General features: G+C 49.8%; 20 protein-coding genes. 14 read left to right on the top strand and 6 right to left on the bottom strand.

Going from position 1 to position 23,811, the window contains the following annotated elements; genetic code table 11:
* Nucleotides 1-2: 2 nt before the first annotated feature.
* The gene (pckA, locus tag Q0620_RS01325) at nt 3-1,586 is read left to right on the top strand and encodes a phosphoenolpyruvate carboxykinase (ATP) (protein ID WP_298782889.1); all 1,584 of its coding nucleotides are present in this window, start codon (nt 3-5) and stop codon (nt 1,584-1,586) included.
* Nucleotides 1,561-2,913 (top strand): CAP domain-containing protein, encoded by a 1,353-nt coding sequence (locus Q0620_RS01320; protein ID WP_298782888.1) that lies wholly within the window; start codon nt 1,561-1,563, stop codon nt 2,911-2,913. The genes pckA and Q0620_RS01320 overlap by 26 nt, the downstream gene beginning before the upstream one ends.
* Before the next feature lie 93 nt (nt 2,914-3,006).
* Here the strand turns inward: Q0620_RS01320 and Q0620_RS01315 are convergent, their stop codons facing one another.
* Together Q0620_RS01315 and Q0620_RS01310 are read right to left on the bottom strand one after the other, a co-directional pair.
* Nucleotides 3,007-3,561, bottom strand: a complete 555-nt coding sequence (locus Q0620_RS01315) for a hypothetical protein (protein ID WP_298782887.1) — start codon at nt 3,559-3,561, stop codon at nt 3,007-3,009.
* Nucleotides 3,562-3,771: 210 nt separating this feature from the next.
* Nucleotides 3,772-4,389, bottom strand: coding sequence for a Type 1 glutamine amidotransferase-like domain-containing protein (locus Q0620_RS01310; protein WP_298782886.1), 618 nt, complete (start codon nt 4,387-4,389; stop codon nt 3,772-3,774).
* A gap of 95 nt (nt 4,390-4,484) precedes the next feature.
* Between Q0620_RS01310 and argH the strand changes: the two genes are divergently transcribed.
* The 9 genes from argH to Q0620_RS01265 all read left to right on the top strand — a co-directional run bounded on the left by argH (nt 4,485) and on the right by Q0620_RS01265 (nt 15,897).
* On the top strand, nt 4,485-5,879 hold the full coding sequence (gene argH / locus Q0620_RS01305) for an argininosuccinate lyase (protein WP_298782894.1): 1,395 nt from the start codon (nt 4,485-4,487) through the stop codon (nt 5,877-5,879).
* 659 nt (nt 5,880-6,538) lie between these two features.
* Nucleotides 6,539-7,171, top strand: coding sequence for a uroporphyrinogen-III synthase (locus Q0620_RS01300; protein WP_298782885.1), 633 nt, complete (start codon nt 6,539-6,541; stop codon nt 7,169-7,171).
* Nucleotides 7,172-7,413: 242 nt separating this feature from the next.
* The gene (purD, locus tag Q0620_RS01295) at nt 7,414-8,670 is read left to right on the top strand and encodes a phosphoribosylamine--glycine ligase (RefSeq protein ID WP_298782884.1); all 1,257 of its coding nucleotides are present in this window, start codon (nt 7,414-7,416) and stop codon (nt 8,668-8,670) included.
* Nucleotides 8,667-9,104 carry an RDD family protein gene (locus Q0620_RS01290; protein WP_298782883.1) on the top strand — a complete coding sequence of 146 codons (438 nt, stop codon included), beginning with the start codon at nt 8,667-8,669 and terminating at the stop codon, nt 9,102-9,104. The genes purD and Q0620_RS01290 overlap by 4 nt, the downstream gene beginning before the upstream one ends.
* On the top strand, nt 9,091-11,349 hold the full coding sequence (locus Q0620_RS01285) for an LPS-assembly protein LptD (RefSeq protein WP_298782882.1): 2,259 nt from the start codon (nt 9,091-9,093) through the stop codon (nt 11,347-11,349). The genes Q0620_RS01290 and Q0620_RS01285 overlap by 14 nt, the downstream gene beginning before the upstream one ends.
* Nucleotides 11,349-12,068 carry a phosphoribosyltransferase family protein gene (locus Q0620_RS01280; RefSeq protein ID WP_298782881.1) on the top strand — a complete coding sequence of 240 codons (720 nt, stop codon included), beginning with the start codon at nt 11,349-11,351 and terminating at the stop codon, nt 12,066-12,068. Before Q0620_RS01285 ends, Q0620_RS01280 begins: the two co-directional genes overlap by 1 nt.
* Complete coding sequence (locus Q0620_RS01275) at nt 12,052-14,166, top strand: polyribonucleotide nucleotidyltransferase (RefSeq protein WP_298782880.1); 2,115 nt, start codon at nt 12,052-12,054, stop codon at nt 14,164-14,166. The genes Q0620_RS01280 and Q0620_RS01275 overlap by 17 nt, the downstream gene beginning before the upstream one ends.
* 22 nt (nt 14,167-14,188) lie before the next feature.
* Nucleotides 14,189-15,043: a universal stress protein gene (locus Q0620_RS01270; RefSeq protein WP_298782879.1), complete on the top strand. Its 855-nt coding sequence runs from the start codon at nt 14,189-14,191 to the stop codon at nt 15,041-15,043.
* 395 nt (nt 15,044-15,438) lie between these two features.
* Nucleotides 15,439-15,897, top strand: a complete 459-nt coding sequence (locus Q0620_RS01265) for a hypothetical protein (protein WP_298782878.1) — start codon at nt 15,439-15,441, stop codon at nt 15,895-15,897.
* 126 nt (nt 15,898-16,023) lie between these two features.
* Here the strand turns inward: Q0620_RS01265 and Q0620_RS01260 are convergent, their stop codons facing one another.
* From Q0620_RS01260 to dcd, 4 genes are read right to left on the bottom strand one after another with little or no spacing between them, the layout of a single operon-like run.
* Nucleotides 16,024-17,163 (bottom strand): cation:proton antiporter, encoded by a 1,140-nt coding sequence (locus Q0620_RS01260; RefSeq protein ID WP_298782877.1) that lies wholly within the window; start codon nt 17,161-17,163, stop codon nt 16,024-16,026.
* Nucleotides 17,156-18,457 (bottom strand): metallophosphoesterase family protein, encoded by a 1,302-nt coding sequence (locus tag Q0620_RS01255; protein ID WP_298782876.1) that lies wholly within the window; start codon nt 18,455-18,457, stop codon nt 17,156-17,158. Before Q0620_RS01255 ends, Q0620_RS01260 begins: the two co-directional genes overlap by 8 nt.
* Complete coding sequence (gene topA / locus Q0620_RS01250; protein WP_298782875.1) at nt 18,454-20,685, bottom strand: type I DNA topoisomerase; 2,232 nt, start codon at nt 20,683-20,685, stop codon at nt 18,454-18,456. Before topA ends, Q0620_RS01255 begins: the two co-directional genes overlap by 4 nt.
* Nucleotides 20,686-20,688: 3 nt before the next feature.
* Entirely contained in the window at nt 20,689-21,252 is a 564-nt protein-coding gene (dcd, locus tag Q0620_RS01245) for a dCTP deaminase (protein ID WP_005871523.1), read from the bottom strand.
* Nucleotides 21,253-21,426: 174 nt separating this feature from the next.
* Here dcd and Q0620_RS01240 point away from each other — a divergent pair, with 174 nt between their 5' ends.
* From Q0620_RS01240 to Q0620_RS01230, 3 genes are all read left to right on the top strand, one after another.
* Nucleotides 21,427-22,425, top strand: a complete 999-nt coding sequence (locus Q0620_RS01240; RefSeq protein WP_297990138.1) for a type II asparaginase — start codon at nt 21,427-21,429, stop codon at nt 22,423-22,425.
* A 375-nt stretch (nt 22,426-22,800) separates the two neighbouring features.
* Nucleotides 22,801-23,259, top strand: a complete 459-nt coding sequence (accB, locus tag Q0620_RS01235; protein WP_298782874.1) for an acetyl-CoA carboxylase biotin carboxyl carrier protein — start codon at nt 22,801-22,803, stop codon at nt 23,257-23,259.
* Nucleotides 23,256-23,811 (top strand): biotin carboxylase N-terminal domain-containing protein (locus tag Q0620_RS01230; protein ID WP_298782873.1); only part of this gene is annotated, 556 nt, incomplete at its 3' end. The genes accB and Q0620_RS01230, both read left to right, overlap by 4 nt.

The raw sequence follows: 23,811 nt of genomic DNA, 5'->3' as shown, positions 1-23,811 counted from the left end.
AAATGACAACTCCGAACGATCTGGATAAACTAGGTCTTAAAAATATCAAAAAAATCAATCACAACCTAAGCTACGACGAGCTTTTTGAGCTTGAAAAGGCAAGAGGCGAGGGGCACGTATCAAGCAACGGCACCTTTATGGTCGATACGGGCATCTTTACGGGTCGCAGCCCCAAGGACAAGTACTTCGTAAAACAAGACCCGAGCCAAAAATACATCGCCTGGGGCAAGATAAATCAGCCTATCTCAAAAGAGCTTTTCGATAAGCTTTTAGCCAAAGCTAAAGCTCAGCTAAGCGGCAAGGAAATCTTTATCCAAGACGCCTATTGCGGCGCGAGCAAATCCAGCCGTAAAAACGTGCGCTTCGTAACCGAAGTCGCGTGGCAGGCGCATTTCGTAAAAAATATGTTCATCCGCCCAAGCAAGAGCGAGCTAGCGGAATTTCATCCTGATTTTGTCGTTTACAACGCGTGCAAATGCAAAAACGAAGATTACGCGAGCGACGGGCTGCATTCCGACGTTTTCGTTATCTTTAACGTCGAGGAAAATGTCGCGGTTATCGGCGGCACGTGGTACGGCGGCGAGATGAAAAAGGGAATTTTTTCGATGATGAACTACTGGCTCCCGCTTGCGGGCAAGATGTCGATGCACTGCTCGGCAAACGTGGGCAAGCAGGGCGACACGGCGCTATTTTTCGGCCTAAGCGGTACGGGAAAAACGACACTTTCTACAGATCCTAATCGCAAGCTGATAGGCGATGATGAGCACGGCTGGGACGATGAAGGGATATTTAACTTCGAGGGCGGCTGCTACGCGAAGTGCATAAATTTAGACCCAAGCAGCGAACCTGAAATTTACGCCGCGATCAAACGCGACGCGTTGCTTGAAAACGTGGTCGCCAACGAGGTGGGCGTCGTGGACTACAAAGACGGCAGTAAGACCGAAAACACTCGCGTCAGCTACCCGATCTATCATATCGAGGGCTACGAGCCAAGCTCTGCGGGCGGCCATCCGAAAAACATAATCTTCCTGACCGCCGACGCATTCGGCGTTTTGCCGCCGGTCGCAAAGCTTACTAAAGAGCAGGCGATGTATTATTTCCTAAGCGGCTATACGGCAAAAGTCGCGGGCACCGAGCGCGGCATCACCGAGCCGGTGGCGACATTTAGCGCGTGCTTTGGCGAGCCGTTTATGCCGCTGCACCCGACCGTTTACGCTAAGCTTCTAGGCGAAAAGATCGACAAGCACAACGTCAGCGTCTATCTCGTAAATACGGGCTGGAGCGGCGGCGCGTACGGCGTGGGCAAGCGAATGAGCATCAAAGCCACTCGCGCATGCATAAACGCGATCCTTGACGGTAGCATCAAAAAGTGCGAATTTGAAAATTTTGGTATTTTTAACCTAGCGATCCCAAAAGAACTCGCAGGCGTCGAGACGAAGCTGCTAAATCCGATCAATACATGGACGCACCCGGCGGAATATAAGATCACGCGCGATAAGCTTGCAAAGATGTTTGAAGAGAATTTCAAACGCTACGAGGACGTAAAAGAGGGGGTCGAGTTTGCCAAAGCGGGCCCTACGGCTTAGGCTCCTGGGTCTTGGGGCGATCTGCGCGCTTTTTGCCGCATGCGAAAACACCCCCTCAAATTTAAAACAGCCGCTCGTTGCGATGAGCGGCTTTTCCTTTTACGACGATCCGCTAAGCTACATTAACAATGTGCGCGCAAAATCGGGGCTAAATCAGCTTTCGCAGAATGAAATTTTAAATATCTCCGCGCTTAATCACGCAAAATATGTCGTCGCAAACGAGGCGATGTCGCACGACGAGAGCCCGGGCAAGCCGAATTTTACGGGCGAAAATCCGTCAAAGCGCGCTTTTTATGCAGGCTATAATGCCGCAGTACGGGAAAATTTATCCTATAACTCAAGCGATCTTAAAAGCGCGATCGACGGGCTTTTAAGCGCGATTTACCATAGATTTGCATTTTTGGATTTCGCCTCGGATGAGATCGGCATCGGCTATTTTGAGCACGGCAAAAAAAGTAGTTACGTTTTTGAGATGGGAAATTCGCGCCTCAACGCCTTTTGCTCGCGGAATTTAAACGACGAAGGAAGCGGCAAATTTCTACTTGGGATGTGTAAAAACGAAACGCTACGCATGAGAGAGGATAAGTTCAAAAGCGCCACTGCGCTGAACTCGCGAGCTTACGTATATTACCCGAACGACGAGCCCGCGCTTGCGTTTTTCAGCAATGAAATTCCAGATCCCATGCCCGAGTGCAAAATCACCGCAAATCCCGTAAGCGTGGAATTTAATGCCGAGGGGCCGCCCGTAGCGATGAAAAGTTTTAAAATTTACGAAGGCGGCAGGGAGCTTCAAAACGTCAAAATTTTAGACAAAAACTCCGATCCTAACGCTATTTTAAGCGATAGGCAGTTCGTGCTTTTCAGCAGAGAGGTTTTTAAATTTGACACCAAATACGGCGCGGAGTTTAATTACGAGCAGGGCGGTAAGCAAAAGACGCTACGGTGGGAGTTCATCACGCAGGCACCCAAATTTAGATACTTCGTCGTGCAAGGCGGAGAAAATCTGAGCGTGAAAAACGGCGCGTTTTACGATATATTCGTAGCCCCCAAAGACTGCAACGATTTGATGAAAAGCTACAAAACCAGCTACTCTTTTATGGATAAGCCCGAAATTTCAAGCCCCGCGGCAAATATGCTGCGCGTAAAGCTAAACGGTGCAAAGGGCGCAAAGCTTGAAATTTCGACAGACAACGGTGCGATAATAAATCTGTATCTAAGCGACAGCTCCAAAAGCTACGGCGGCATAGGTAAAATTTACGCCGCAATCGCGGCGATTTTAGCGGCGATCATTTTGTTTTATCTTTTGGCAAGGCGCAGAGGGCGATAGGCACGAGGCCTATTTCGCAACCTCTACTTTTGTCTGCGCGCACAGGGGCGCATAATGCCTGTTTAGCGTAAAATTTAATGTAGAGCTCGGCTTTTAAATTTCATCCCCGTTTATCTCATCCGCAAGTTTTAAAATTTTAGCCTGCACCGCCTCAGGAGCGTAGATATCCATCCACTCTATCCCATTCGAAGCACTAAAAAGCACGGCGATCTGTCCCTCGCTCATCGCGCGCTTAGCAAGCTTGGTCGCCGCGGGGCTGTTGCCCATATTGGGCGTCTCGTCTATGCTTATCTCGGCGCAGCGGCGCAAAATAGGCGCCGGATCAAACTCTCCCTCGAGCAAAATAATAACCGAGCCGCGCCTAAAACTGCAAGCGTTCCAAAAAATCTCGGCGCCGTTTACGCATTCGCGCGAAAGATCGAAGCGAAATTTGCCCCGCTCGCGCACGAGGAAACTAAACTCGCTCAAGTTTAGCGGGTGCTCCACGCTACCGAATGCCCCCACGATGCTATCTTTGCGCCCGTTATAGACGTAGGCGGCGAGCGCATTTTGCAGTAGCGGCGCGATGATCTGATCATGCGCGCTCGTATGATCGTCATCTCTGGCGCGGTCTGCGATCTTTACAAAAAATGGCTTGAAATAATCCATAAACGCTCCTTAAGCTTAAAATTTGCTCGCTTTTGCTTTTAAATTTGGCGCTCGCGGCGGTTAAATTGAGCTCGCTGCCGCAGCATTTTCGGCTCGTTTTTCAGACATCGCCGTTTTAAATTTTAAAATTTTACGTAGGCTTTAGCGCGTAAAATTTCAGATACCGTTTTTCTAAATTTAACGCGCTTTTAGAACGCTGTGCGTTTAAATTTACCGCCTCAAAATTTCAAATTTATCCCCGTGCACCGCGATCGCTTCGGCATTATTTATCGGCACTAATTTTAACTTGCCGCCGTAAGCTTTTAAAATTTTAGCCGCGCTTTGCACGAAAGGCTCCTCGCCGTAGTGCGGCACTGGGTAAAATTTAACCAGATCAAGCCCCATTTGCGCCGCGGCCCCGTACTCGCCCGCATCGTCCATCACGCCCGCGTACTCCACGCTGGGTGCGGCGATCATCGCGCCCGCCGACTCGCCCACGTAGATGAGCTCGCCGCTTCGGACGCGATCTGCGATGAGGGTTGCTAGACCTTTCTTTTTAAGCTCGCGCAAAAGATAAAAGGTGTTGCCGCCGCTTACGTAAAGCACCTGCGCTGCGCTGATCTTTGCCTTCGCTTCGGCCTCGCTCGCTTTTGAAATGTCTAAAATTTGAAGCGTAAAGCCCATTTTGGCAAACGCCTCTTTCGCCTCGTCCACGTAGTCTCGGTACTCCTCTACGTTTGCGGCGGTCGGGATAAAAAGCACCTCTTTAGCGCGGATATTTTGCCCGGCAAAATCCTCAAAAAGCGTCGCCGCGCCCGCAAAATAGGAGCATAAAAACATCTCTATCATTGTTTTTCCTCTCAAAAGGCCGAAATTTTGCGCTATTTTAGCTTAAATTTTATAAAATCACCGAAAATTTAAACGAAGGAGCGAGCGTGAAAAAAATGTGGGAAGGGCGCTTTAGCGAGGCGAGTTCGGCGCTTTTGGAGGAGTTTAACGCCTCGATCGGCTTTGATAGGGCGCTTTGGCAGGAGGATATCGCAGGCAGCAAGGCGCACGCTCGGATGCTCGGCGCCTGCGGGATTTTAAAGCCTGACGAGAGCGAAAAGATCATCGCGGGGCTTGACGCCGTGTTTGAGGAGATAAAAAGCGGTAAATTTGAGTTTAAAACCGCCGACGAGGACATCCACATGGCGGTCGAAAAGCGCCTAAGCGAGCTCATCGGAAGCGATCTTGGCGGCAGGCTGCACACCGCACGCAGCAGAAACGATCAGGTCGCGCTTGATTTTCGCCTCTACGTGCTTAAAAGCGGCGCTCAGGTTGCCGAAAAAATCCGCGAGCTAGTAGAGGCTCTGCGAGATATAGCTAGCAAGCACGCAGACACGCTGATGCCCGGCTACACGCACCTTCAGCACGCTCAGCCCGTGAGCCTTGCATATCATTTGCTAGCTTACGCGTTTATGTTTCGCCGCGACTACGAGCGCTTTGCTAGCTCACGCGAGCGAAACAACCTCTGCCCGCTAGGCTCCGCCGCGCTTGCCGGCACGCCGCATCCGATAAATCGCGAGCTAGTCGCGCAGCAGCTGGGGTTTGCGGGAGTGACGCCAAACGCGATGGACAGCGTCAGCGACCGCGACTTCGCGCTGGAGATTTTGTTTAACGTAAGCGTGCTGATGACGCATGCGTCGCGCCTGTGCGAGGAGCTTATCTTGTGGAGCTCGCAGGAGTTTGGCTTTGTCACGATCAGCGATGCCTACAGCACGGGTAGCTCGATCATGCCGCAGAAGAAAAACCCCGACGTCGCCGAACTCATCCGCGGCAAAACTGGGCGCGTAAACGGCAATCTCGTCGCGCTGCTAACGGTGATGAAGGGCTTGCCGCTAGCTTACAACAAGGATATGCAAGAGGACAAGGAGGGCGTTTTTGACAGCGTTTCCACTGCGCTTGCGAGCCTTGAAATTTTAAAACAGATGTTAAAAACGGCTAAATTTAACGAGCAAAATATGCTCGCAATGACGCGCCGCGGGCACCTCACTGCAACCGATCTGGCGGACTATCTCGTGCGGGAGAAAAATGTGCCCTTTCGCCGGGCGCACTTTATCACGGGCAAGGCCGTGGCGTATGCTGAAAATTTGGACCTGGATTTGAGCGAGCTAAATGCGCAGCAGCTTGCAAGCGTGGATGAAAGCTTGGGCGCGGGTGCGGTTAAATTTCTTGATCTAAACGCTTCTAAGGAGGCGCGCAAGTCGCAAGGAGGTACGGCGAACGAGAGCGTGGCGGCGCAGATTGAAATTTTAAACGGGTGGCTGAAAGGGCTAAATTTAAGGAGCCAAATTTGAACGCGCGCGAGCTTTACGAGTATATAGCGGACGAGGACGGGCATTTTTCATTGAGCTCGGCGGGGCGATGAGAACGAAAAAGAGTGCAATAAAAAATAGCACGCTAGCGGAGTTTTTTAAGCGCGAGGATGAAATTTTAAGTGTTTCAAAATTTAAGCGGCAAAATTTTGAAATTTTGCGATCGTGTCTTTAAATTTGAAACTTCGGCGATCTGTGTGGATGCATACACGGGCTAGGCGGGATTAGTGAGCGGCGGCGCGTTAGCTGTGTCCTGAGCGGGCCTCTCGACAGTGTTTTAAGTGCTTGCCGCGACCCGCTAAGTAAAATTTAAGAACGGCGGCGCGTCCTAAGCTGGCTTTAGAGAAGGCGCCTGAGGCTATAAAGTTAAATTTAAAAGACCGAGCCGGCGCAAAGTGGAGTGCTTGGTTGCAAATTTAGACAGTGAGATAAAATTTTAAAAAAGCGTGCCGCCGCTAGACTGCTTAAGCGTGACTAAATAAGCGTAGGCAGGTCAGACAGGCGGTTTTGCCCAGGCAAAAAGGGCGGCTCGGAGTAGAATTAAGTCGAAGCAAATCAAATAATATTTTCTTTGTTTCTACGCGTCGTGGAGGTAGGAGTGAGGCTGAATCAAAGTAAATTTAAATATTTTGGAGGGCGTTTTGATATATTTGGTGTCTAATACGAAATTTGATCATCCGCAGGTGAGGCAGCTTGCGGTCTGCGAGATAAAATTTCTCAAATTTAGCCTGCCTGCGCAGACGGGCGCACTAATTTTTACCTCCAAAAATGCGGTAGCGGCGATAAAATTTAATGAAATTTCGCCTGATTTAGATACCCCCGTTTACGCTATCGGCGAGCCGTGCGCTGCGGCTGCGCGCGAGTTTGGATTTCGCGGCATTTATACGGCGCGGCACGGGCACGGAAACGAGTTTGCCGCGGAGATCGCGCCGCTTCTAAGGGGCAGAGACGCACTGTATCTGCGCGCGAGGCAGACGGTATCAAAGCTGGAGCAAATTCTATCTAGCGCCGGCGTGCGGCTGCAAAGCGTGATCGCCTATGAAAATTGCGTCCTTAGTCTGCCTGCCGCCGCAAAGCCGCCGCAAGGCAGCACGCTGATTTTTACCTCGCCTAAAAACGTCCGCGGCTTTACCGCAAATTTCGGCTGGGACGGGGGCTACAGGGCGATCTGTATCGGCAGGACGACGGCGAGCGTTTTGAGCGAGTTTTGCGAGCCGATAATCTGCGAAAGAATGTCGATAAAATCCTGCGTCGATCTGGCGCTTTTGCCATAGTTTAAGCAAATTTAGACTATAATTTTGCCCAAGCCTGGGTGAAGCGAGAGCGTTTTATATGAGGGTTCAACATATTTGTATAAGCGACGACGTGAGAGGTCCGTGTGACGCGGCTCGGCTCGAGCTTTTTTAAAGTTACGGGTTGCGACCTAGAGATTTTTCCTAGTTGCAAGATTGGCTTTGTTTGAGCCGATTCTTTTTACGCAACGCTCACTTGGGTTTTTTACGTTACGGAGGCTTCATTGAATATCCTAATAATCGGCGGCGGCGGTAGAGAATACGCGATCGGGCTAAGACTTCGCGAGGATAAAAACGTTTTAAATCTGTATTTTGCTCCGGGAAACGGCGCTACGAAGGCGCTCGGTAAAAATTTAGATTTAAAAGATTTTAATGAGCTCGCGCTCTTTGCCAAAAACAACGATATAGCTCTTACCATTGTGGGCGCCGAAGAGCCGCTTACAAAAGGTATCGTGGATATTTTCAAAGCGCAAGGTCTTGCCATATTCGGTCCTAGCGCCGCTGCGGCGAAGCTTGAGGGCTCCAAAGCCTATATGAAGGACTTTTTGGCGCGAAATCATATCAAAACCGCAAAATTCCTAAGCAGCAACGATCTATCCGAAATTTCAAAATTTATCGATACCCTAGACGGTCGCGTCGTGGTCAAAGCGGACGGCCTGTGCGCGGGCAAGGGCGTCATCATCGCAAATTCCAAAGATGAAGCTAAAAAAGCCGCCGCGGATATGCTAAGCGGCGAAAGTTTCGGCGAAGCGGGCAAGCGCGTCGTCGTGGAGGAGTTTTTAGAGGGCTTCGAGCTGAGCTTTTTTGCGATCTGCGACGGGGAGAATTTCGTAAGTCTGCCCGTAGCGCAGGATCATAAAAAGCTGCTTGACGGCGATCTGGGTCCGAACACCGGCGGCATGGGAGCTTATGCGCCAAGTCCTTTGGCGGATACCGCGCTGATAAAAAGAGTACAGAGCGAGATCGTAGCGCCTACGCTAAAAGGGATGAGGCGGCGGGGTGCGCCCTTTTGCGGCGTGCTGTTCGTGGGGCTTATGATCGTGGGCGGCGAGCCTTATGTGCTGGAGTACAACGTCCGTTTCGGAGATCCGGAGTGCGAGGTTTTGATGCCGCTAATTGACGGAAATTTGAGCGAAATTTTATACAACGCCGCCGTAGGCAAGCTAAACAGCATAAGCTTAAAAAAGCGATTTGCGGTGGGTGTCGTGATGGCTAGCGAGCGCTACCCTTACGGTTCTTCGCAGCCTGAGCCGATCAAGACGGGCGAAATTCCCGCGGGAGCGCATATCTGCTATGCGGGCGTGAGCGAGCGGGAGGGGCAGATTTACGCTAGCGGCGGGCGCGTTTTGGTAAGCGTGGGCGTCGCGCAGAGCCTAAAGCAGGCGCGCGATGCGGCTTACGCGCTGTGCGAAAATATAAAATTTAGCGGCGCGCAGTATAGGCGCGATATCACGTATCAAGCCTTAAGAGATAAAATTTGAACATCGCTCCGCTTGGCAAGCGCGTAATTGCGTTTAGTATCGACGAAGCGGTGAGCGTAACGCTTTTTGTGGTCGTGCTATTTGCTATCGACGAGCCAGAGCTTGTCGCAGCGGCGCAGAGCGGAAGCAATCTTGAGGTACAAAAGATCGCGTCAAAATTCATTTTGCATTACGCGATAATAAAATTTTTATATCAGGCGATTTTTGTCTATCTATACGGCGCGACGCTAGGCAAGCTTGCGGTTAAAATTTACTGCGTCCGCGCTGACGGCAGCTCTATAGATATCGCTACTGCAGCGATCCGCGCGGCGGTTAGGTTGATAAGCGAGATGATCTTTTATATGGGATTTTTGGTGGCGCTTTTTACGAACTCGCGTCAGAGCCTGCATGATATGGCGGCGAAAACATTGGTGGTAGAGATTGAAAAAGAGTAAAAAATTTAAAATTCTAGCGCTCAGTTTTAGCGCTCTTTTAGCAAGTAGTGCGAGCGCAAAGGTCCAAGACGTCGAGCTTATAGCAGATAATGTCGAGAAAAACGGCTTTTTGACGGAGGCGAGCGGCAATGTAACGGTGTATTCGCAGGACTACTTCATCACCGCCGATCGCGCTACATACGACGAACAAAACGGCATCATCGAGCTTTTCGGCAACGTCAATGCAATGCGCGGTAGTAGCGAGACCACGCGTGCGCAGCATGTCAAAATCGATCTGAAAAACGATAAGCAGCAAGCCGACGTAAATTTTATGATGGATAAGGACTCCGAGCTTTGGATGCAAAACGACGCTAGCTGCAGCGACAGCGAATATTACCGCGTGGAGGGCTCCAGCGTATCTAGCTGCAACGTCACCGATCCTGATTGGCGGATTAAATTTAGCAGCGGCATGCTCAATAAAGAGAGCAAATTCCTCCATCTTTTCAATCCGAGATTTTACGTGGGCGACGTGCCGGTGCTCTATCTGCCGTATTTCGGCTTCCCGACTGATCGCACGCGCCGCACGGGTCTACTGCCTCCAGAGGCTGGCTACATCAGCAAGGAGGGGATTTACTACAAGCAACCGATCTATTTTGCGCCTTACGATAGCTGGGATTTTCAGCTCGATCCGCAGGTGCGCAGCAGAAGGGGCTTTGGCGCCTACGGTACCTTTCGCTTTACGGAATCCCCGTACTCTTACGGCGAGATTAGAGGTGGAGTTTTCGATAACTTCTCGCGAGCGCAAAAACGCCTCGAATACAAAAATGAGCGCCATCACGGCTTTGAAGTGCAATACGATCGCAGCAAGCTTGCGACCTATCTACTAGACGGCGATCTGCGCGAAAATTTATGGATCGACTTTACGCAGTTAAACGATCTGGAATATTACGATCTCAAACAAAAGGGAGGCCTTGGCAACGATGCGGATAACTCGCTCGTAACTTCACGGCTGAATTATTATTTGACCTCAGACGAGCACTATTTTGGCGCTTACGGACGCTACTATATCGATACAAGCAAGCTAAACGCCGATAATACCTTCCGCAACGAAGATACCGTCCAAGAGCTTCCGACGCTGCAATATCATAAATTTAGCAATGATTTGGGACTGCCAAATTTGATCTATTCGCTTGATGCGAAGGCGCGTAATTACACCAGATGGGAGGGTGCGACTGCTCGTCAATACGAGTTTGACGTACCGATTAGTATAAGCACGCCGCTACTGGCGGATTATTTAAATTTCGCCTTTACCGAGCGAGTGTATATGACCAATATCGATTGGCACGATAAATTCTACTACGCAAACGGAGATCTTGGCGAGGATAAAAGCACTTTCTACGCTAATCAATACACCGAGCTTTCGCTCTACACCGACGTAGCCAGGGCTTACGATAGCTTGTATCATACGATGAGCTGGAGGGCGGATTTTAGAATTCCAAGCTGGCAGCAAGGCGACATCGAGGATAGAATTTTAAAGTATCATCAGTATAAATACGACCTTGCTCGCGGCGCAGTAGATCGCTCGCGGCTAGGTAACTTGCAAGACTCGCTTTATTGGGAGGATAACTTCTTAAGCGAGCTTAGTGACGAATACACTCACGAAAATGCAGCTTTAAGTATGACGCAGTTTTTTTATAATGAAGACGGACGTAAATTTTTACGCCATAGCGTCAAGCAGCGATATGACTTCGACGATCATGAGTTCGACGATTTAGAACACCGCATCGATGCGTATTTTGCAAATGGGCTAAATATCGGAAACCGCTTTACCTACTCGCATAAATATAAAAGCTTCGATAAGGTCTATACCTACGCCAACTACTCCAACGACGACTTTAGCTTTGGACTTAGTCACGCTTACGAATATGAAAAGCTAAGCATGGAGCCTAAACGCTATACGAAAGATAACTACGGCATCGTAAACGCTTCGGTAAATTTGCCTAGGAATAATAAAATTTTTGGGCGTTGGGATTACGACTTGGAGCGATCTTATTCTAAAATGTGGCGCGTGGGGCTTTCTCATACGCGCAAGTGTTGGAATTACTCTTTTGTGTATCAAGAGGATATCGAGCCTAAAAATACTAGTACGACGGGCTACAGCAAAGCAAGCAAGGAGCGCGGAATTTACTTTCTCGTAAATTTCTATCCGTTCGGCGGAGTAGGGTATGATTTTTCGGTAAATAGCGAATACGGAAGCGAAAAATAATGACGCCTAGAGCTGAGCTGATGTTTGAAAACCAAATCGACGCCGCGATGAAACTCGCAGAAATTTTACCCGCTACCGTGATCAAAAACGAAAATTTTCTAATAATCGCCCAGTCTCTGGAGTCGCTTCCTATCGCAAACCATCTTGCTCTAAAACTAGGGCTTGCTTATGAGTTTTTATTTACAGAGCCCGTTTTAGCGCCAAATAATCCTGAATGTGCGATTGCGTGCGTAAGCGAAACCCAAGAGATCGTGATGGTAGATGAGCTCGTGCGAAGCTTTGGCATCAGCCTGGATTATGTTTACGGACAGGCAAACAGACTTTATGAGGAGAAAATTTTAAAAAACATGTATAAATTTCGCAAGGGCGAGCTTTTGGGAAATTTAGAGAAAAAAAACGTCATCTTGGTAGATGAGGGGTGTGAGAGCGGGCTGACTGCACTTACTTGCATAAAGACGCTCGTAAGCTTAAACGCCAAAGCGATCTTTTATGCCACGCCCGTTATCGGCAGCGATAATGCAGACGAGATCGCCATGCTAGTAGATGGAATTTATACTGTTCACAAGATCAGAGATTTTGTGAACGTGGATTTTTATTACAAAGAAAAAACGCTCTCAAGCGCGGAGGAGATAATGCAAATTTTAAACAAATGCCCGCTTTATCTACCGTTTCACGAGACTAACAAAAACAAGGAGAAAATTAATGCAGTGCAAAATTGAAGTAAATGGCAATACCGAAATTTTCGATATCAATAAGGTCGCAAAGCAAGCCGCGGGTGCGGCGCTTTTGCGTGTGAAAAATACCGTCGTGCTCGCTACCGTAGCGCGCGAAGAGACGCAGGTGCAGGAGGACTTTTTGCCCCTTACCGTGCAATATATCGAAAAGATGTACGCAGCAGGCAGAATCCCCGGAGGCTACATCAAGCGCGAGACCAAGCCGGGCGATTTTGAGACGCTAACCAGCCGCATCATAGATCGCTCGCTGCGCCCGCTCTTTCCGAAGGGCTATGCGTATCCGACGCAGATCGTAGTTTACGTGCTATCGGCGGACCCCGAGGTCGATCTGCAAGTCGTCGCTCTTAATGCGGCGTCTGCGGCGCTGTATCTTAGCGACATCCCGATTAAAGCGCCCGTTTGCGGCGTGCGCATAGGCTATCAAAATGGAAGCTTCATCTTAAATCCGAGCAACTCCGCGCTTAAAGCTAGCGCGCTCGATCTTTACGTAGCGGGCGTCGGCGATGAGCTTTTGATGATTGAGATGCGCTCTCTGCCCCAGATTAGAGGCGGCGCGCAACAGATGAATGAATTTAGCGAAGATCTGATGGTGGATGCGATCGATTTTGCTGCAAAGGCGATAAGCGCAGGCTCGGGCGCCTACGAAGAGGCTTTTTTGCCGCTTAAAAAGCCCGATGCGAGCCTAGAGTACAAGCCCGAGATCGAGGATGAGGATATTGCGGACTTTATCGACGCAAATTACAAAGACGCCGTCAAAGCGGCGATCAATCAGATGGCAAAGAGCGAGCGCGCTACCGAGCTAAACAAAATCGTGGATCAAATTTTGACGACCGAGGCCGCGGCGCAAAACGAGTGGAGCAAAGAGGTGATCTCTAGCGTCATCGGCAAGTATAAGCGCGGCATCATCCGCACGCAGATCATCGAGGATCGCCGAAGAGCCGACGGACGCGCGCTTGATGAGGTGCGCCCGATCAGTATCGAGACAAATATCCTGCCGTGCGCGCATGGAAGCTGCCTATTTACGCGCGGGCAGACGCAAGCTTTGGTCGTCACTACGCTGGGCGGCGATAGCGACGCGCAGCTAAGCGACAGCCTAACGCAGCTTGAGCCGATCAGCGATAGATTTATGTTTAACTACAACTTCCCGGGCTTTTGCGTCGGCGAAGCAAGCCCGCTCAAAAGCCCGGGCAGACGCGAGCTGGGGCATGGAAATTTAGCCAAAAGGGCGCTGTATCCGAGCATCGATCTAAACTCGCCGCAGTCCATCCGCGTAGTAAGCGAAATTTTAGAGAGTAACGGCTCAAGCTCGATGGCTTCGGTCTGCGGCGGCGCACTTTCATTGCGCGCAGCGGGCGTGCCTACGCTAAAGCTCGTTGCGGGCGTCGCGATGGGTTTGATTTTTGAGGGCGACAAGCATGCCGTGCTAACCGACATAATGGGGCTTGAGGATCACGACGGAGATATGGATTTTAAGGTCGCGGGCACCTATGATGGCATCACCGCGCTTCAGATGGATATCAAGCTCGGCGGCATCAGCCTGGAGGTTTTAAAAGAGGCTCTAGCGCAGGCAAAGCAGGCTCGCGCGCATATTTTGGGTCTTATGGAGCAGGCGGACGCGGCGATCGTCATAAATGAAGATGTGCTTCCGAAGCTTGAAATTTTTAGCGTCGATCCGAGTAAAATCCCCGACATCATCGGCCAGGGCGGCAAGGTCATCAAAGAGATCACCGAAAGCTTCGGCGTAAATATCGATCTGGATCGAGAAAAGGGTGAGGTCAAGATTCAAGGCGCCAAAGCTAGCGCCGTATCGGGCGCGAAAGAGAAAATTTTATCGATAGTCTCGAATTCTCGCGATTTTCGCAAGCCGCGCAATGAGCGCAAAGAGGTAAAATTTCAGATCGGCGAGGAGTTTGACGGCGTGGTGCAAAGCGTGCTGGATTTCGGTACCTTCATCTCGCTACGAGACGGCGTGGACGGACTGCTGCGCGCTAAATTTATCACAACGCCTTACAAGGCGGGCGATGTAGTGCGAGTGCGCGTGACCGATCAGAAAGGCACTAAAATTTCACTGGAATTAGCTTAAAATTTTAATTAGGAGCGTAAAGATGCAGCTTAAAAAGATATTTTTCCCTATCGGCGGCGGCGAGGAGCTGGCAGAGCGCATACACGGAGCGCTGCTCGTGAATAAATTTTTCGGCACACACATCAACATAATGGCGTGCCAGCTCGATCCTAAGATGATCTACAATGTGCGTATGACGCTAAAAGGCGGCGTGCTGATGGAGGAATTTTTAAAATCAGCGGGCGATGAGATGAGGGCTGAGCGCGAGGAGATTAAGGCGATCTTCGACGCCGAATGCGCCAAGCTGGGCCTAGATCAAAACGACGACGATCACGTCCCAAATAGCGCCGCTTTGAGGCATATGGTGGGCATCCGCTCCGAGCTGGTCGAGAAATACTCCAAATATTGCGATTTAGTACTGGTCTCGGTGCCGCCTACGGGCTCTATCACCGGCACGTTCGAGGCGGCGGTCACTAAAAGCGGCAAGCCTTGCATCGTCATACCGCGCAAGCTGAAGGAGTTTAAGGCGGATAAAATTTTAGTTTCGCTTACCGGCACTGCGGCATCTGCGCGAGCGCTCGATAATTGGCTGGAGCTTTTGCAGCGCGCCAAATCTATTACCGTTATTACCGCAAATCACTACCTTCAGGATGATCTTGCCGAAACTAAGCGCCGTATAAGCGACTATCTAGCCTTGCATGACGTTAAAATTGATGTTTTTGAGGCGTTAAACGCCGAGGGTAAGATCCCTGGGCAGGTGCTACTAGAGTATGCAGACGCGGGCGATTTCGATCTAATCGTCGCGGGCTTGCACTCAGACAGCGGCATCAAGGAGATATTCTTAGGCGGTGCGTCGAAATACTTCCTGCAAAAGACCAAAATTCCGGTCTTAATGTAGCTAAAGCCTAGATGCGGCACACCGCTCGCACCGCGTCCAAGCTTAAGTCGGCTTTTAATCGCCGCAAGCTAAAGCTTAAATTTTAATCGGCTCGCTTTGGTTTTGCTAGCCCGTCCATAAATCGTGCAGTTATGCTATCTTGCATATGGGTTGCGATTAATTTTATTGCTAGCTTTGCTAACGAGCCGCTTTTGCTTTGCTACGGCTAGCGGAGCAAATATATCCGCGGCGAGCGGAGTTAGCGGTCGCGGCAATCTCGCCGGTCTATCTTTAAGCGTGCGAGTTTGGAATTCGTTTCTTTACTCGTCATTTTCGGCTGCGTAGCGGAAATCCGCATAAAATTTGCACTTGAAATTTCTGTTTGCACGCTAAATTTTAAATCTCAAGGAGCGCAGATGGCGTTTGAAAATGCAATCATCACCAAAGATGATGATGAGAAGTATGGATTGAGTAAAATTTACTACAAATATAATCCATACTATGAGACTTTTATTAACGAGCTTGGTTGGACTATTGATCGAGACGCGGATTGTTGGCTATGGAAAATTTATAGTTTTCCTGATCCAGATTATGACCATGGCACTGATTCTAAAGGAATTTGGATTTTATATTATAATGGTGAAGTTATTGAAGTCACCCTTGATTATGATATCGATGAAGCATTGAGACCCGAAGAATTCCATAGAATTTGGAAACTGCTCAATCTAAATCTAAAGCAAACATCTCTTTTGTCGGTAAGCGATATAATTAAGCTGTTGAATGTAATATTAAAAGCGTATGGTTATTCTACTCGCGAGCAAATCCCAAACTACACTATGGAACTTCAAGATTTAACCGATCGCGCCGCAAAATAGAGCTTTAAATTTAACTTCATTTTAGTCCCGCATAAAATCAAATTTCATAGAATTCTAGAATTTCACGGAATTTTGAAATTCTAGAATTCCAAAATCCTATAATTTCAAAATTCTAAAATTCCCGTCCTAAAATTTCTTGTAAATAAAATTTATCAAAATCATCGACGCGAGCGCCTCTATGAGCGAGGCGATGATCATCGCGAAGTATATCTCTTGCGATATCGCGGCGGTGGAGTAAAAAAGCGTCGCCGTGGCGATGACGAGGGTTAGCGGCATAGATAACGATAGCGCGAAAAGCACCGCGCCTTTGCGCCCCAGAGTGCTTAAAAACGTAGCGCTCGCAAGCAGTCTGATGCCAAACATCAGCGCCGCTAGGCTCGCGGCAAAGCTCATCACTCCGGGCATAAGAAGCGCTTCTAGCTTGATCACGGCTCCGGTGTGTATGAAAAATATCGGCACCAAAAAGCCAAAGCCGAACGACGATAACTTTTCGATGAGGTCATCCTTGTGCGAGAAAAAGGTCGGCAGAAAGGTGCCTGCGATGAAGGCGCCGATTACGACCTCAAGCCCCAAAAGCATCACTCCCGCGCAGATGAGGCAAAACAGCGCCATCGCAAATCGCACGTCCTTTTCGTTTTTGTCGTATTTGGGCATGATGACCGTTTTTAGCGCAGGGAACCACCAAAATAGAATTTCAAGCCCTTTAAAAACCGCTAGCGCGGCGACCGAAAAGCCCAAAAGCGCGCCGATGTGAAGCGCCATCTCCACGCCGAAGCCGTTTTTAAGGTAGATGCCGCCCACCGTGAGGACGGCGATGCTTATGAGCTCGCCGATCACGCCCGCGGGCATCGCGAGATTGAGCCACGCTTGATCCTTGCCGTACTCCTTATACAGCGCCGAAAGCAGCCCGACGCTCATCAGAGGCGCTGCGATGATAAGCATCTGCGGCAGTTCAAACATCCAAACCGCAAGCGCGCTTAGGATATAAAGCAGCGCCAAAAAGATTAGGATTAGCCGCAGAATTTTACGCGGCATCGCAAGCAGCGCGCGGAAATCCACCTCGCAACCCGCCAAAAACATAAGATAACAAAAGCCGATCTGAGCGGCTAGATCGAAGGTCGCGCTTGGCGGCAAAAGCCCTAAATTTGCAGCTATGATGCCAAGCATGATCTCCATAGGCGAGAGCGGAATTCTAGCTAGGCTAGCCAAAAAGGGCGAAGCAAAGATCAAAAACGATAGCGCGATTAGGACGTAAATTTCATTCATACGCTTTGGCCTCGCACCCTTTTATATTTTTCTCACGCTGTTTTAGAATTTTTTCGTATCTTTCTAGCATTTTCTCTGGTTGCTCAGGGGCTTTTCTTATCATTTCAAGACTTCCTTTCGGTCGCTTTATAGTTCTTTGCGCTGCGAGCGGAGACGAAATATGCGCAATTTTCGCTCTTCGCCACAACGCAGGCAAACCGGAAAGTCGCTTTTTGTGCCCGTAAATCTCGCCCGGATTTAGCACGAGCGCGCCGTTTTTATCCACCGCCGTGGCGAAATAGTGGGGGTGGCCGTAAATTTTGATAGTTGAAATTTTATCCGCGCCGCGCTCGCACGGACCCCGATTTTTACTTTCGCCGCTTGTATTAGGGTCAGAATTCGCGGTCAAATTTGAGCCCAAGTTTTGTGTGACTAAATTTGCGTCCAAGTTCGGCGCGACTAAATTTGCGCTTAAACTCGGCGCCGTTAAATTTGCTGTGCGATCCGCACTCGAGCTTGCTTTAGAGTGCATATCTGGGCTCGTATTAGTGGCTAAATTTGCGCTTGCATTTGAGTTTAAATTTGCGTTCGGGCTTAAAGCGAGGTCTGCGCCTAAGTCTAAATTTACGTTTGAGTTCGCGCCTGCATTCAAGCTCAAGCTCGCATTTAAACCCGCGGATTGCCCACTTTTTAAATTTACGCTCGCTTTATGCGCGTTTTTGAAATTTTCGTCTGCGCGGAGCGCACTATCTAAAATTTTATCAACGTCCGCGCCATTAGAATTTGCGTCTAAATTTGCCGAGCGATCCGCCGCTTTAGAATTTGCGATTAAAATTTCTCTGCGATCTGCTCCGCAGTTTGAGCCTAAATTTACACCACAACTTACTTCGTTGCTAAAGCTAGAATTTTTGACTAGGTCTGCGCCGAAATCCTTGCGAAAATTTACCGCGCGATCCGCACCCGCACCTAAATCCGCGTCTAAATTTAACCCGTCTGCTTCGTTTTGCGCTGCGGGCTCCTCGTCAAAGAGATAAAACGGATGGTGCATTATTTTTAGTCGTAGTCCCGTAAACTCCGTGCAAAAGGGCTCATCGTGCAGGTTAAACTCATTTTTTAGCTCCGCAAGCGCTTCGTCGTTGTTGCCAAGAACTGCAAAGTAGGGCTTGCCGCTTTGTCGCAAAAGCCGCAGCGTCTCGCTCTCGACGATGTCGCCCGCGTGCACGGGCAGATCCGCTCCTCGCGCGAGCAGCCACTCTATGGCGCTGGCAGCGACCTTTGTTTCGCGATGAGAGTCCGAGATGACGCCTATTATCAATCGATCTCTTCTTTAAGCTTGCACTGCGGACACTCGGCGAAATTACCTTTTTTCAGCTCTTTGCGGAGCATGTATGAGTTGCCGCACTGCGGGCACGCGCGCGCAATCGGCGCGTAGTTGCTCACAAAGCCGCATTTGGGGTAGTTCGTGCAGCCGTAAAATTTGCCGCGTCTGGAGAAGCGCTCGACGATCTCGCCGGTACCGCAGCTCGGGCACTTAACGCCGGTGGAGAGCAGCGGCTTTTTCTCCTTTGCCGCGCCCTCGATTTTGCGCGAGTATTTGCACTTCGGATAGCCCTCGCAAGCGATAAACTCGCCGTATCTGCCCTTGCGCTTGATCAAATTTTTACCGCACTGCGGGCATTTCTCATCTAACACTTCGGGCGCCGCCTTCTCCTCGCTCGCCCCCTCGGCGCTAGCGTCCGCGTTTCGCGAGTATTTGCATTTCGGATAGTTCGAGCAAGCGATGAACTCGCCGAACCTGCCCTGCCTCTTAAGTAGCTCGCCTCCGCAGTTCGGGCAGGTTTCGCCGATCTTTTCGGCTAGTTTTTGGCTTGCGATCGACGTTTTTCCTTTGGCGATCTCGTCCATAAAAGGGTAGTAAAAATCCGCCAAAATTTGCTGCCAGTCCGCTTTGTTTTCGGCGATGTCGTCGAGCTTCTCTTCCATTTTGGAGGTGAACTCGCTATCGACGATGTTTTTAAAATTTCGCTCCAGCATCTCGGTGATCTTAAAGGCGATCTCGCTCGGCACCAGGTGCTTTTGCTCGATATTTACGTAGTTGCGCGCCGTAAGCAGCGAGATGGTAGGCGCATAGGTCGAGGGCCTGCCGATACCTAGGCTTTCGAGCTTTTTGATGAGGCTTGCTTCCGAATAGCGCGCCGGCGGCTCGGTGAAATGCTGCTGCGAGCTCAGGCTTTGCAGGCTCATCGCGTCGCCCGCGCTAAGGCTCGGTAAAATTTTATCTTTATCCAGATCGCCGTAAGCCTTATAAAATCCGTCAAATTCCACTTTGCGTCCGCTGATCTTAAATGCGCCCGTTTCGCCGCGCACGATGATCGTTTGGATCTGCGAGACGCTAGGGCTCATCTGCGAGGCTACGAAGCGGTTGTAGATGAGTGCGTAAAGGCGGTACTCGTCGCGAGGCAGGATCTTTTGCGCGAGCTCGGGGGTAAGCTTCAGATCGGTAGGCCTTATCGCTTCGTGCGCTTCCTGCGCGCCTTTACTTTTGGTAGCGTATAAATTCGCGCTTTTCGGTAGATACTTTTCGCCGAAGCGCTGCTCGATTAGCTCGCGAGCCGCCGCGATCGCTTCTTTAGCGATATTTAGCGAGTCGGTTCGCATATAGGTGATCGCGCCGCCGTTTTTGGTATTGACGCCCTCGTAAAGGCTCTGCGCGAGGCTCATCGTCTTGCGCGGATTAAAGCCCAGAGCCGTGCTTGCCGCCTGTTGCAGCGTCGAGGTCATAAACGGCGGGTAAGGGTTTGTTTTGCGCGATTTGCTCTCGATACTCTCTACGCTAAATCTGTCTTTTTGCAGCGTCAGGACGATCTCGCTAGCCTGCGCCGCGTTTTTGATCGAGAGCTTTTCCATCTTTTTGCCGCGAAATTCCACGAGCTCGGCTTCCAAGTCCTTCTTAAAAACCGCGTCGATGCTGTGGAATTCTACCGGCTTAAAATTTAAAATTTCACGCTCGCGATCGACGACGATCTTAAGCGCGGCGCTTTGGACGCGACCCGCGCTTAAGCCGCGCTGGATCTTTAAATTTAAAAGCGGACTTAGTTTGTAGCCCACGATGCGATCGAGCAGGCGGCGCGCTTGTTGGGCGTTTACGCTTGCGATATTGAGCTTGCGCGGCGAACTTAGCGCGTTTGAGATCGCGCTTTTGGTGATCTCGTGAAATACGATGCGCGGCAGCTCCTGTGCCTGCTTGCCGATCGAAGCAGCGATATGATAGGCGATCGCCTCGCCTTCGCGGTCCTCGTCCGTCGCGAGATAAATTTGATCCGCCTTTTTAGCCAGCGTCTTTATCTGCTTTACGATCTGATCATGATCGGCGCTGATTTCGTATTCGGGCTCGAAGCTTTTATCTTTGATTTTGATGCCGAAGCGTTTTTTAGGAAGGTCGCGGATATGGCCTTTAGACGCGATTACGTCGTAATCAGCACCTAAGAAATTTTTGATCGTTTTGGCTTTTGCGGGGGATTCTACGATGATTAAATTTTTCATTGTTTAATCCTTTAGAATTCTAGGCAGCGTGATGCCCTTTTGGCTTTGGTATTTGCCCTTTTTATCGCAGTAGCTCACCTCGCACGGCTCGTCTCCTTGCAGAAACAAAACCTGCGCGATGCCTTCGTTCGCGTAAATTTTTGCAGGCAGCGGCGTGGTGTTGGAAATTTCAATCGTGATATGCCCTTCAAAGCCCGGCTCAAACGGCGTTACGTTTACGATGATGCCGCAGCGCGCGTAGGTGCTTTTACCGAGGCAGATCGCAAGCACGTCGCGCGGCATTTTGAAGTATTCGATAGTGCGCGCTAGAGCAAAGGAATTCGGCGGCACGATGCAGACGTCGCCCTCAAAGTCCACGACGTTTTTTGCGTCGAAATTTTTAGGATCGACGACCGTTCCGCCGACGTTTGTAAAAATTTTAAATTCGCGCGCTACGCGTATGTCGTATCCATAGCTCGAAAGCCCGTAGCTAACGACGCCGCGGCCGATATTTTCCTCGCAAAAGGGCGCTATCATATCGTGCTGCTGCGACATCTGTCTGATCCATTTATCGCTTTTCAGTCCCATAAAATTTCCTTAAAATAATCAAAATTTTTCGCGCATTATAGCAGCAAAATAAAATATAATAAAAATTTTATGCTAGAATTTTGCTTAAATTATAAAAATTTTATCACTTTTTAAGGAGTAATTATGGGACTACTCAAGAAATTTGCGTTTATTACGTTTTTTATCGCGTCATCTTTGGCTGCTGCGAAGCCAAATATTTATATTTTAGCTACCGGAGGCACGATCGCAGGCAGTAGCGCAAGTGCCACGGAGGGCAACTATACCGCAGGCTCAAAGGGTGTAGAAGATATCTTATCGGCAGTACCGCAGCTAGGGGATTTAGCTACGATTAAAAGCGAACAAATTTCAAATATCGGCTCGCAGGAGATGAATGATGAAATTTGGCTCAAGCTTGCAAACCGCGTAAGCGAGCTGCTTACTAAAAACGACGTCGATGGAGTCGTCATCGTGCACGGAACCGATACGATGGAGGAGACGGCGTATTTTTTAAGCCTGGTAGTAAAATCTAAAAAACCGATCGTTTTGGTGGGCGCGATGCGAAACGCCGATTCGATGAGCGCGGACGGCCCTTTGAATATCTATAACGCCGTAAGCGTCGCGGCAGATAAAAACGCTCGCGAAAAGGGCGCTCTTGTAGTAATGAACGACGAAATCCACGCCGCGCGCGAGGTTACGAAAACAAATACTACTAACGTTGCGGCTTTTGCCTCGCCGAATTCCGGCAAGATCGGCACCGTAAATTATGGCGTCATAAATTTCTATATGGCGCCGCTTCGCAAACACACCGTCGCAAGCGAGTTTAATATCAAGGACCTCAAAGCCTTGCCGCGCGTCGATATCATCTATGGACACGCGCAAGATAGCGGCGATTTGGTCGATGCAGCGGTGCAAAAGGGCGCTAAGGGTATCGTAGTCGCCGGCATGGGAAACGGAAATTTATACCCCGATACGGAGGCTGCGCTTGCAAAAGCTAGCGAAGCGGGCGTGATAGTCGTGCGCTCAAGCCGCACCGGTAGCGGCTCAACTAGCGTAGGCTCAGAGGTGGACGACGCTAAGCTCGGCTTTTTAACCGCCGATAATCTAAATCCGCAAAAGGCGCGCGTGCTGCTGATGCTGGCTCTTAGCAAAACGAGCGATAAAGCGAAAATTCAGAGCTTTTTTGCGACACATTAACACATAGGGCTTCGCGTGGATAGAATTTCGGCGTGAGGCTTTAAAATAATATTTCGGTATAAAATTTTAAAGAAAAGCAAGGCACGGAATTTTCGCGCTCGGGGCTTGGGCGTAGAATTTCGGTCGTAAAATTAAGTGCTAAATTTAAAGGATTTAAAATCATCCTGCGCTCTTACGGCAAAATTTCGTGTTTCGCTTGCGAAGTTCGAGCTTAAAATGAACGAGGCAAATCTCGCTCCGTAAATCCTTAAAATCAGCCCGCAAATTCTGTCGTAAATTTCGCTTTGCACTTCTTAAAAGTCCCGCAAAAATCCATTTAAAGAAACAATTATAAAAATTTAGCTAAAATTTCGCAAATTTTTTCAGGAGAAATTTATGACAAAAGCAGAAATCAAAGAGTTAATGGACTTTTTCGGCGAAAAGCAAGGCATTAACGAGCTAAAAATTAAAGATAAAGATTTTGAGATCGAGATAAAAAAATATGGCCCATGCGGTGGTAGCACGCCTCAGCTCGCCGCACCGGCACCCGCTCCGCAACTTGCTGCGCCTTCGGTAAACGTGCTCGTGGGCGATAAGCCCGCCACAAAAGGCTCGATGGATACGATCGACAGCCCGATGGTAGGTACTTTTTATAAAGCGCCAAGTCCCGGTGCGGCAGAGTTCGTGAGCGTAGGTCAGGTCGTGCATAAGGGCGATACGATCGGTATAATCGAAGCGATGAAGATTATGAACGAGATCGAAGCGGAATTCGACTGCCGCATCAAAAAAGCTCTCGTCGAGGACGGACAGCCCGTCGAATACGCTATGGCGCTGTTTGAGGTCGAGAAGCTATGAGGGAGCTTAAGAAAATTCTAATCGCAAATCGCGGCGAGATAGCGCTTAGAGCGCTTCGCACGATCCAAGAGATGGGCAAGCAAGCCATTGTCGTGCACTCTACCGCCGATCAAGACGCGCTTTACGTCAAATACGCCGACGCGTCGGTCTGCATAGGCGGACCGCGCAGCAGCGATAGCTACCTAAATATCCCCGCGATCATCACGGCGTGCGAGCTAACCGAAGCCGACGCGATATTTCCGGGATACGGCTTTTTGAGTGAAAGTCAAAATTTCGTCGAAATTTGCGCCAAGCACGGCATTAAATTTATCGGTCCGAGCGTCGAGGCGATGACTTTAATGAGTGATAAGAGCAAGGCCAAGCAAGTGATGATGCGCGCGGGCATTCCTGTAGTGCCTGGCAGCGACGGCGCGATCGCAAGCGTCGAAGAGGCACGCAAGCTAGCCGCCGAAATCGGCTATCCGGTCATCATTAAAGCCGCAGCCGGCGGCGGCGGACGCGGAATGCGCGTGGTCGAGCGTGAAGAGGATATCGAAAAGCTCTTTTGGTCGG

This window comes from uncultured Campylobacter sp. (assembly GCF_938017615.1).
GTDB lineage: Bacteria > Campylobacterota > Campylobacteria > Campylobacterales > Campylobacteraceae > Campylobacter_B.
Note: the sequence above shows the minus strand (reverse complement) of the source record. Positions and strands in the feature narration are given on the sequence as shown.